Annotated in this window: 10 protein-coding genes and 1 pseudogene; 7 read left to right on the top strand and 4 right to left on the bottom strand. The window is 68.1% G+C overall.

Annotated elements, in window-relative coordinates; translation table 11 throughout:
• The coding region (locus GA0115259_RS17740) for a DUF2786 domain-containing protein (RefSeq protein WP_107469208.1) at positions 1-1043 on the top strand (1043 nt) is incomplete at its 5' end.
• A gap of 8 nt (positions 1044-1051) precedes the next feature.
• On the opposite strand, the gene GA0115259_RS17735 is transcribed toward GA0115259_RS17740, so the two are convergent.
• Both GA0115259_RS17735 and GA0115259_RS42825 read right to left on the bottom strand, forming a co-directional pair.
• Entirely contained in the window at positions 1052-1576 is a 525-nt protein-coding gene (locus GA0115259_RS17735; protein ID WP_093597769.1) for a hypothetical protein, read from the bottom strand.
• 41 nt (positions 1577-1617) lie between these two features.
• Entirely contained in the window at positions 1618-1728 is a 111-nt protein-coding gene (locus GA0115259_RS42825; RefSeq protein WP_093597766.1) for an uS14 family ribosomal protein, read from the bottom strand.
• On the opposite strand from GA0115259_RS42825, the pseudogene rpsR reads away from it, so the two are divergent.
• A pseudogene (gene rpsR / locus GA0115259_RS17725) lies at positions 1709-1944 on the top strand (30S ribosomal protein S18). The gene GA0115259_RS42825 and the pseudogene rpsR overlap by 20 nt on opposite strands.
• A gap of 258 nt (positions 1945-2202) precedes the next feature.
• The gene (locus tag GA0115259_RS17720; protein ID WP_079124992.1) at positions 2203-2445 is read left to right on the top strand and encodes a DUF397 domain-containing protein; all 243 of its coding nucleotides are present in this window, start codon (positions 2203-2205) and stop codon (positions 2443-2445) included.
• A 245-nt stretch (positions 2446-2690) separates the two neighbouring features.
• Here the strand turns inward: GA0115259_RS17720 and GA0115259_RS17715 are convergent, their stop codons facing one another.
• Positions 2691-3185, bottom strand: coding sequence for an ATP-binding protein (locus GA0115259_RS17715; protein ID WP_066946573.1), 495 nt, complete (start codon positions 3183-3185; stop codon positions 2691-2693).
• A gap of 335 nt (positions 3186-3520) precedes the next feature.
• Here GA0115259_RS17715 and GA0115259_RS17710 point away from each other — a divergent pair, with 335 nt between their 5' ends.
• The 3 genes from GA0115259_RS17710 (at position 3521) to GA0115259_RS17700 (ending at position 6617) form a co-directional block, all read left to right on the top strand.
• Positions 3521-4384, top strand: a complete 864-nt coding sequence (locus tag GA0115259_RS17710; RefSeq protein ID WP_176732580.1) for a helix-turn-helix domain-containing protein — start codon at positions 3521-3523, stop codon at positions 4382-4384.
• A 54-nt stretch (positions 4385-4438) separates the two neighbouring features.
• Positions 4439-5905, top strand: coding sequence for an aldehyde dehydrogenase family protein (locus GA0115259_RS17705; RefSeq protein WP_093597760.1), 1467 nt, complete (start codon positions 4439-4441; stop codon positions 5903-5905).
• Positions 5906-5975: 70 nt separating this feature from the next.
• Positions 5976-6617, top strand: a complete 642-nt coding sequence (locus tag GA0115259_RS17700; RefSeq protein ID WP_093597757.1) for a PadR family transcriptional regulator — start codon at positions 5976-5978, stop codon at positions 6615-6617.
• Positions 6618-6678: 61 nt separating this feature from the next.
• Here the strand turns inward: GA0115259_RS17700 and GA0115259_RS17695 are convergent, their stop codons facing one another.
• The gene (locus tag GA0115259_RS17695) at positions 6679-8115 is read right to left on the bottom strand and encodes a glutamate decarboxylase (protein ID WP_093597754.1); all 1437 of its coding nucleotides are present in this window, start codon (positions 8113-8115) and stop codon (positions 6679-6681) included.
• A 228-nt stretch (positions 8116-8343) separates the two neighbouring features.
• Here GA0115259_RS17695 and GA0115259_RS17690 point away from each other — a divergent pair.
• On the top strand, positions 8344-9050 hold a 707-nt coding region (locus tag GA0115259_RS17690), incomplete at its 3' end, for a DedA family protein (protein ID WP_107469207.1).

Below are 9050 nucleotides of genomic sequence, written 5' to 3'. Positions count from 1 at the left end.
GGCTGGCCTGGGAGCGCGGCTGGCAGCCCGCCGATGTCGTACGGCTCGTACGGCGCGACCTCGAAGATCCGCATCTGCGGCTGCTCGCCGAGCTGATATCGGCGGAGGCGCGGCGGTACGAGCGGCTGGCGCCGCGCTGGGCGGCGCAGCTCGCCGACGTCGAGGAGGAGTCTGGCCCGGGGCCCTACAAGGCCGACCGCTTCTCGTACGCCACCGCCGTCCTGGAGCTCTGTCTGCTGCTCGTCCGGCTGCCCGCGATCGAGCCGGTGGGGCCGGTGCCCGGTACGCCCGTACATCTCCCGTCCGTGGAGGGCGAGCCGCGCATGCTCACGCGCATCCGGGCGCTGCTCGCCAAGGCCGAGGCGACCGGCTATCCGCAGGAGGCGGAGGCGCTCACCGCCAAGGCGCAGGAGCTGATGGCGCGGCACAGCATCGACGAGGCGGTACTCGCCGACCGGAGCCACCGTGGCGATGTGCCGGGCGCCTGCCGGATCGGCGTGGACGCGCCGTACGAGACGGCGAAGGCGATCCTGCTCGACGCCGTCGCCTCGGCGAACCGCTGCCGCGCCGTCTGGAACAGCGCGTACGGCTTCTCCACGGTCGTCGGCTTCGAGCCCGACCTGGCGGCCGTCGAACTGCTCCACACCTCTCTGCTGGTGCAGGGAACGGCGGCGATGACGCGCGCGGAGGCCGCCCAGCGGGCGGGAGGACGCAAGCGGACGAAGACGTTCCGGCAGTCGTTCCTGATGGCGTACGCCCACCGCGTCGGCGAACGCCTGGCCGAGGCGACGGCGCGGACGACACAAGAGGCGACGGCGGACACGGAGGGCGGCGCGCTGCTGCCGGTGCTCGCGGCACGGGACGTGGCGGTGGCCGACCGTACGGACCGGATGTTCCCGGAGACGGTGGCGACCCGGGTCCGAGGAGCGACGGACGCCGAGGGCTGGCACCACGGCACCTCGGCTGCGAACGCGGCACACGTGCCGGACGGCGCGGCGGACACGGACACCCGCGCCCGCATCCGTCCGGGCGACCGAGGCTGACCGTACGGCTACGACACCGGCAGATCCGTAGGCAGGTCCTCCGGCAGTCCCTCGGGCGGTGTTCCGGTCTCGGTCTTCGCCAGTGTGTCCTTCTTGCCCTTGTCCCAGGCGATCACCAGCGTCTTGCCGTCGTTGGACTTGATCGACCCCATCGTGCGGTCGGTGTTCCCGTCGGCGCAGGTGAGGGAGAGCATCGGCTCGCCCATGTCCTCCACCGAGCCCTGGCAGACATGGCTGTCGGCGACGAGCGCGACCTTGCCGGCCTTCACGGAGAGCGCCACGGCCTTGCCGTCGGTCAGTCCGGCCCAGCTGCCCTCGACGGCACTCGCGCCGTCCCCGCCGGAGCCGGTACTCGCACTCGCGCCCGCGTCCGGACCGGAGCCCGAGCCGTCGGCCGACGCGCTCGGCGCGTCGGCGCCGCCCTTGTCCTTGCCGGAGTCGCCGCCGCTGTCACCGCCGCAGCCCGTGAGCGCGAGTGCGAGTGCGGTGACGAGGCCAGCCGTGGCGACACTGGTCCGCAGGAGCTTCTGCACGTTCAAGTCCCCCTTGTCGGTTACCGGACCGCGCCAAGCTATCAGGACGACTTGCGCACTCCCGGCAGATATCCGGCATGCGCCCGGGCGCGCGGCCGGACCCGCGACAGCTGAACGTCCCGGCCCAATCCACTGGAGCGCGCGGGTATCACCTATATCGACTACAAGGACACAGATCTGTTGCGGAAATTCATCTCGGACCGCGGCAGGATTCGCAGCCGCCGTGTGACACGGGTGAGCGCGCGGCAGCAGCGGGTGTCGACGCGCGCGGTCGAGAACACCTGGGACGCGCGGTCGAGAACGTCCGGGAAATGGCGTTGCCGCCGTACCGCTCGGTGTGCCACCGATCCCTCCGGGGGCCCTCCTGAGCAGGTCAGGAGGGGCCCCGGTGCGTCGTGCCGGTCTCCTGTGTGGAGACTGGAGCGGCGAATTGGGATCCGAATGGCCGTGAAACGCGTCTCTCCCTAGAGCACGGGGGGATTCGCTCCGGACGGCCGTCTCGGTGCGGTGTCTGTAATCAAAGGAACACCCCGCGTGCACGTGCATTTGCTCATGCATCAGCACATGAAACACAGCTATGATCCGAGACAGTTGACACCTGCACCTTGCAACTCGGGGAGCGACCTGTGCACCACGTGTACAACGGCATAACGGCCACAAAGCTTCACGGAGTCGTCTGGCAGAAGAGCATGCACAGCAACTCCCAAGGATCTTGTGTGGAGTTCGCCAAGCTGCCGGGCGGGGAGGTGGCGGTGCGTAACTCGCGCTTCCCCGACGGTCCCGCGCTCGTTTACACGATCGCGGAAATCGAGGCCCTGTTGCTGGGGGTCAAGGACGGGGAATTCGATCATCTGACGGCGGACGCCTGAGGCGGACGGCCGGGCCGGGCGTCGAGTACGTGCAGGAACGATCCTGCGCGTACCACGCCCGGCAGCCGGGCTCCTCGGGCGTGTCTGTACGTCCTGACGTCAACGTCGTGATTCGGCCACCGCGTCCCACGGGATGATCCCGGCACGGTGGTCCGGTTGGTCCGGTCCCGGTTGGTCTGGACCTACATGGTTCGATGGTCCGGTCTGTACGGGCCGCGGGCCGGCCCGTACACGACCGCGGCGCGTCAGTCCCGCCGCAACTGGAACAGCGCCCAGACCACCTTGCCGTGCAGCGAGCCCGCCAGCGGATGCCATCCCCAGGTGTCGCTGAACGACTCCACCAGGAACAGCCCGCGCCCGGACTCCGCCGCGCCGTCCTCCTCCGTCTTGCGCGTCGTGGGCCCCGCGTGGCTGGGATCACGTACCGCGCACACGAGCCGCGACGTCCACCGCATCAGATGCAGCCGTACGGGCGGATCGTGCGGCTCCCGCGGGGTGTCGGCGGGCAGCGCGTGACGCAGCGCGTTGGTGACGAGTTCGGAGACGACCACCGCGACATCGTCGAAACGGTCGTCAAGCTCCCACTTGTTCAGGGTGGCGCGGGTGAACTGCCGTGCGCCGCGCACCGCTTCGTAGCGGGCGGGCAGGGCGCACGACGCCGAACCGGCGGCCCCCGCGGGATCGATCGGGGGAAGTCCCTGCCTTAAGGGCTCGAGCATGGTCGATCCATTCATCCCCATGCGAGGCACTCCCGGGATTCGCGGCCGTAGCGATACTGCGGTGGTCCAGCGTCACATCACGTCAATCACGAACGAGCGCGCAGGTGCGCGAGGACCATGGTTCCGAATGCGTAGGGCAGATGCAAGGGCAGATGCACGTGCACGCGCCGGACTTGACCGATCCCGTACCGTTTCTGGCATGTTTCTCCCCGTGACCAGTTTTGCTCGCTACGCAAAGCCTTCTTATTTCCGTAATCGAATGAGTACGGGCTGAAGCGTTTTGATGGCAGAATCCGGCACTTGGAGTTCGGGGGTGCTCCGGTGAAGAACCACATGCGATGGGGAGGGTTGGAGACGTGACCGCAGCCGAATCGGGCGGTTCCGTGGTGCGGCGCATCCTGCTTGGCTCACAGCTGAGGCGGCTGCGCGAGACGCGCGGCATCACACGTGAAGCCGCCGGCTACTCGATCCGCGCTTCCGAGTCCAAGATCAGCCGTATGGAGTTGGGACGGGTGAGCTTCAAGGCCAGAGACATCGAGGACCTGCTGACTCTCTACGGAGTCGCCGACGAGGGCGAGCGTGCCGCACTTCTCGGCCTCGCCCGAGAGGCGAATGTCGCGGGGTGGTGGCACAGCTTCGGTGATGTGCTGCCCGGCTGGTTCCAGACCTATATCGGTCTTGAAGGCGCCGCCTCACTGATCCGTATCTATGAGGTGCAGTTCGTCCACGGTCTGCTCCAGACCGAGGCGTACGCGCACGCCGTGGTCACCCGCGGCCAGCCGGAGGCGCCACGCAGCGAGGTGGACCGCCGAGTCGCGCTCCGTCTGGAGCGGCAGAAGGTCCTCGTCTCCGAGCGGGCACCACGCTTCCACGCCATTCTCGACGAGGCCGCGCTGCGCCGCCCGTACGGCGAGCGCTCCGTGATGCAGGGCCAGTTGAAGCATCTGATCGAGATCTCGGAGCAGCCCAACATCACGCTCCAGGTGATGCCGTTCAGTTTCGGCGGGCACGCGGGCGAGAGCGGCGCGTTCACCATGCTGAGTTTCCCCGAGTCGGATCTCTCCGACGTCGTCTTCCTGGAGCAGCTCACCAGTGCGCTGTATCTGGACAAGCGCGAGGAGGTCGCCCAGTACGAACGGGTGATGGGCCGGCTACAGGCGGACAGCCCGGGACCGGAGGAGAGCCGAGATGTCCTCCGCGGACTGCTCCAACTGATCTGAGACATCAGTACGATGACCTCACATCAGGAGTTTGCACCTGCAGTAAGGGATCGCATGTCCTACTTCACCGATCTGGCCCACCAGTACATCGACGGCGAGTGGCGGACCGGCAGCGGCTCGTGGGACATCATCGACTTCAATCCGTACAACGGGGAGAAGCTCGCGGCCATCACGATCGCGACGGTGGCCGAGGTCGACGAGGCGTACCGCGCGGCCGAGCGCGCGCAGCGCGACTGGGCCGAGACGAATCCGTACACGCGCAGGCTGGTCTTCGAGCGGGTGCTCAGACTGGTCGAGGAGCGCAAGGACGACATCATCGAGGCGATCATCGATGAGCTCGGCGGGACACGCGTCAAGGCGGAGTACGAGGTGCGCACCGCCCAGGAGTTCCTCCGCGAGGCCGTCCAGCTCGCGCTGCGCCCGGAGGGCCGGATCCTGCCGTCGCCGGTCGACGGCCGGGAGAACCGTGTCTACCGGCTGCCGGTGGGCGTCATCGGAGTGATCAGTCCCTTCAACTATCCGTTCCTGGTGACGATCAAGTCCGTGGCGCCGGCCCTGGCGCTCGGCAACGCCGTGGTGATCAAGCCCAACCAGAACGCGCCCGTCGTCGGCGGCGGACTCATAGCCAAGCTCTTCGAGGACGCGGAGCTGCCGGCCGGACTGCTCAATGTCCTGGTGACGGATATCGCGGAGGTCGGCGACGCGCTGATCGAGCATCCCGTGCCGAAGGTGATCTCCTTCGCGGGCTCCGACCGGGTCGGCCGCCATGTCGGCGCCGTCGCGGGCGGCAACTTCAAGCGGGCCATTCTCGAACTGAGCGGCAACAGCGCGCTGGTCGTCCTCGACGATCTGGACGAGGCGGGCCTCGACTACGCGGTGGACGCGGCGGTTGCCAGCCGGTTCATCTACCAGGGACAGGTCGGTATGGCCGCCAACCGGATCCTGGTGGACCGGAGCGTCGAGCGGGAGTTCACCGAGAAGTTCGTGGCGAAGGTGACCGCGCTCAGGACCGGCGATCCGCGCGATCCCGAGACCCAGATCGGCCCGGTCATCAACACGTTCCAGGCGGACGCCCTGACGGCGCTGGTGGAGCAGGCGCTCGCGGAGGGCGCCACGGCGCTCGTACGGGGCCGTACGCGCGGCAATCTCGTGGAGCCGACGGTCCTGGCGGGGCTCGCGGAGGACTCGCCGCTGATGCGGCAGGAGATCTACGGTCCCGTGGTGCTGCTGATTCCGTTCGACGGCGAGGAAGAGGCGGTACGGCTCGCCAACAACACGCCGTACGGGCTGAGCGGAGCCGTGCACACCTCGAACGTGGAGCGCGGTGTCGCGTTCGCCAAGCGGATCGTCACCGGCATGATCCATGTCAATGACTCGACCGTGCAGGACGAGCCGCTGGTGGCGTTCGGCGGCGAGAAGTTCTCGGGACTCGGCCGGCTGAACGGTGACTCGACGGTCGAGGCGTTCACGACGCAGAAGTGGATCTCGGTGCAGCACGGCCGTACGACGTTCCCGCTCTGACGGCGGGAGCGGGGCCGGCGGCCGTACGGGCCCCGGCCGGCCTCCGGGCGGCTGGTCATAATCTGGACGGATGTCAGCGATCCGTTTGCTCGTACTCTTCGCGGTCCGTCAGCACGGGCGGGCCCACGGCTATCAAGTGCGCAACGACCTGGAGTACTGGGGCGCCCACGAGTGGTCCAACGCCAAGCCCGGCTCGATCTATCACGCGCTGAAGCAGATGGCGAAGCAGGGCCTGCTGCTGGCGCACGAGGTCGCGCCGAGCACGGCGGGCGGGCCGCCCCGTACCGAGTACGAGATCACGGACGCGGGCCGGGCGGAGTACTTCAGACTGCTGCGTGAGTCGCTGACCTCGTACGACCAGCGGATGGACGTGCTGTCGGCGGGACTCGGCTCGATGGTCGACCTGCCGCGCGCGGAGGTCCTGGAACTGCTCAAGGAGCGGGTGGCAGGCATCGAGGCCTGGCGGGCCGCGGTGACCGAGAACTATGTGCCCGAGGAAGGCCCGGAACAGCTCGGGCACATCGGCGAGATCATGAATCTGTGGGTGCACTCGGCGGACACGGGCGCGGAGTGGACGCGAGGCCTGATCAGGCGTGTCGAGGGCGGTGCGTACACCTTCGCGGGCGAGGGCGAGCCTTTTGTGGGAGTGCTCGGCGAAGGCCAGGAGAACCCGTACGCGACGGGGATTCCCGATGACGGAGATCATTACTAGATCCTGTCCGGCCGGGCAGGGCCTGAGCCCCGCCCCCGGAGCGGAACCGGGGGCCGGGCGATCAGTGGTGGAAGGCCGTCGCGGCGGCCTTGTCCCGCTCCAAGGGATGCGCCTGGCGGCGCAGTTCGGGCAGCACCGCTTCCAGATCGGCCATGAGCAGCGCGGCCAGATCGGCGGAGAAGCCGTTGCGGCACACGATCCGCAGGACACAGAGATCGTCGCGGTTGGCCGGGAAGGTGTACGCGGGCACGAGCCAGCCGTGCTGGCGCAGCCGGGCCGAGACGTCGAAGACATCGAAGTTCTCGATACCGGGAGCGGTGGTGAAGGCGAACACGGGCAGTTCGTCGCCTCGGGAGAGCAGCCGGAAGACGCCCAGTCCCTCGATCTGTCCTGCCAGCTTCATGGCGATGTCCCGGGCCGTCTGCTGGACGGCGCGGTAGCCGTCGCGGCCCAGCCTGAGAAAGGTGTAGTACTGCCCGACCACCTGGGCGCCCGGCCGGGAGAAGTTCAGCGCGAAGGTCGGCATGTTGCCGCCGAGATAGTTCACGCGGAAGACCAGCTCCTCGGGGAGATCGGCGGGCGAGCGCCACAGCGCCCAGCCGACGCCCGGGTAGACCAGCCCGTACTTGTGCCCGGAGGTGTTGATGGAGGCGACGCGCGGCAGCCGGAAGTCCCAGACCAGGTCCTCGTCGAGGAAGGGCGCGACCATCCCGCCGGACGCTCCGTCGACATGGACCGGAATGTCAAGGCCGGTACGTTGCTGAAGGGCGTCCAGCGCCGCGCACACCTCGGCGACCGGTTCGTACGAGCCGTCGAAGGTGGAGCCCAGCACGGCCACGACGCCGATGGTGTTCTCGTCGCAGAGATCGACGGCGGCCTGCGGATCGAGATGGAAGCGGTCGCCCTCCATGGGTACCGTCCGCGGCTCGATCTCCCAGAAGTCGCAGAACTTGTCCCAGCAGACCTGGACATTGATGCCCATGACGAGATTGGGCCGGGCGCTCGCCGGATAGCGGTCCGCGTTGCGCTTGGTCCAGCGGCGCTTGAGGGCCATTCCGGCGAGCATGCAGGCCTCGCTGGACCCGGTCGTCGAGCAGCCGACGGCCGCCGCCGGGTCCGGCGCGTTCCAGAGGTCGGCGAGCATCTCCACACACCGCCGCTCCAGCTCGGCCGTCCGCGGGTACTCGTCCTTGTCGATCATGTTCTTGTCCCAGCACTCCGACAGCAGCGCGGCGGCCTGCGGCTCCATCCAGGTGGTGACGAAGGTGGCGAGATTGAGCCGGGAGTTGCCGTCGAGCATCAGCTCGTCATGGACGAGCTGATACGCGACGGTGGGCGGGATCGGTCCGTCGGGCAGCCGGTGGGTGGGTGGGGCCGCGGCCATTCCGCTGATCGGATCGGCCTCACCGTAGAAGGGATTGAGCGAGAGCCTCCGCAGTTCGGCTCGCTCGGCCTCGGGGACGCCGGCTTTCGCGTCCGCGCCTCGGTGGAGTGGCATCGGCGGTTCTCCTCGGGGCATCGGCGCGGTGGGTATCGGCGCGGCGGTGGGGGTATGAGTGCGATCGGTTTCCTTATTTATGCCCGAAATGCGGCCTTGGCGCATCCGTGGGGCATGCCGAGGGGCCCGGGTGGAACCTGGAGGTGTGGGCAGGCGTTGATAGCTTGTGCGCGGCCGACCACGCCGAATTGACGATCGACCGACTATCGACACAGGAGTCCGGAACCCGTGAACACCATTGCGCTCGGACCAAGTTGGCTGGACCCGGACTATCTGATCGGGACCTTCGGGCTCATCGGTGTTCTGACCATCGTCTTCGCCGAGTCCGGCCTTCTCATCGGTTTCTTCCTGCCGGGCGACTCGCTCCTTTTCACCACCGGCCTGCTGGTGACGGCCGGCACGCTCGACTATCCGCTGTGGCTCGTCTGTGTCCTGGTGGTGCTCGCCGCGATCATCGGTGACCAGGTCGGCTATCTCTTCGGCCGGAAGGTCGGCCCGGCGCTCTTCAAGCGCCCGGACTCCCGGCTCTTCAAGCAGGAGAACGTCGAGAAGGCGCACGACTTCTTCGAGAAGTACGGTCCCAAGTCGCTGGTCCTGGCCCGCTTCGTGCCCGTCGTGCGTACGTTCACTCCGATCATCGCCGGTGTGAGCCGGATGAACTACCGCTCGTTCATCACCTACAACATCATCGGCGGCACGCTCTGGGGCGCGGGTGTCACACTGCTCGGGGCCGCGCTCGGCAAGATCGAGTTCGTCAACAAGCACATCGAGATGATCCTGATCGCCATCGTGCTGATCTCGGTGCTGCCGATCGTGATCGAGTTCCTGCGGGCCCGCTCCAAGTCCAAGAAGGCCGCCGCCCTGACGGCCGACCACCAGGACGTCGGCGCGTCCGCCCCGGACACTCCCGGCGCCCCGGGCGGCAGCCGTGGCCG

This window comes from Streptomyces sp. MnatMP-M17, assembly GCF_900091995.1.
Taxonomy (GTDB): domain Bacteria; phylum Actinomycetota; class Actinomycetes; order Streptomycetales; family Streptomycetaceae; genus Streptomyces.
The sequence above is the reverse complement of the archived record's forward strand: the minus strand, read 5'-3'. Positions and strand labels throughout refer to the sequence as shown.

Bases quoted from the DNA above. Each gene is read 5' to 3' on its own strand.
- GA0115259_RS17715 (WP_066946573.1), bottom strand. From the start codon at position 3,185: ATGGGGATGAATGGATCGACCATGCTCGAGCCCTTAAGGCAGGGACTT.
- GA0115259_RS17705 (WP_093597760.1), top strand. From the start codon at position 4,439: ATGTCCTACTTCACCGATCTGGCCCACCAGTACATCGACGGCGAGTGG.
- GA0115259_RS17700 (WP_093597757.1), top strand. From the start codon at position 5,976: ATGTCAGCGATCCGTTTGCTCGTACTCTTCGCGGTCCGTCAGCACGGG.
- GA0115259_RS17695 (WP_093597754.1), bottom strand. From the start codon at position 8,115: ATGCCACTCCACCGAGGCGCGGACGCGAAAGCCGGCGTCCCCGAGGCC.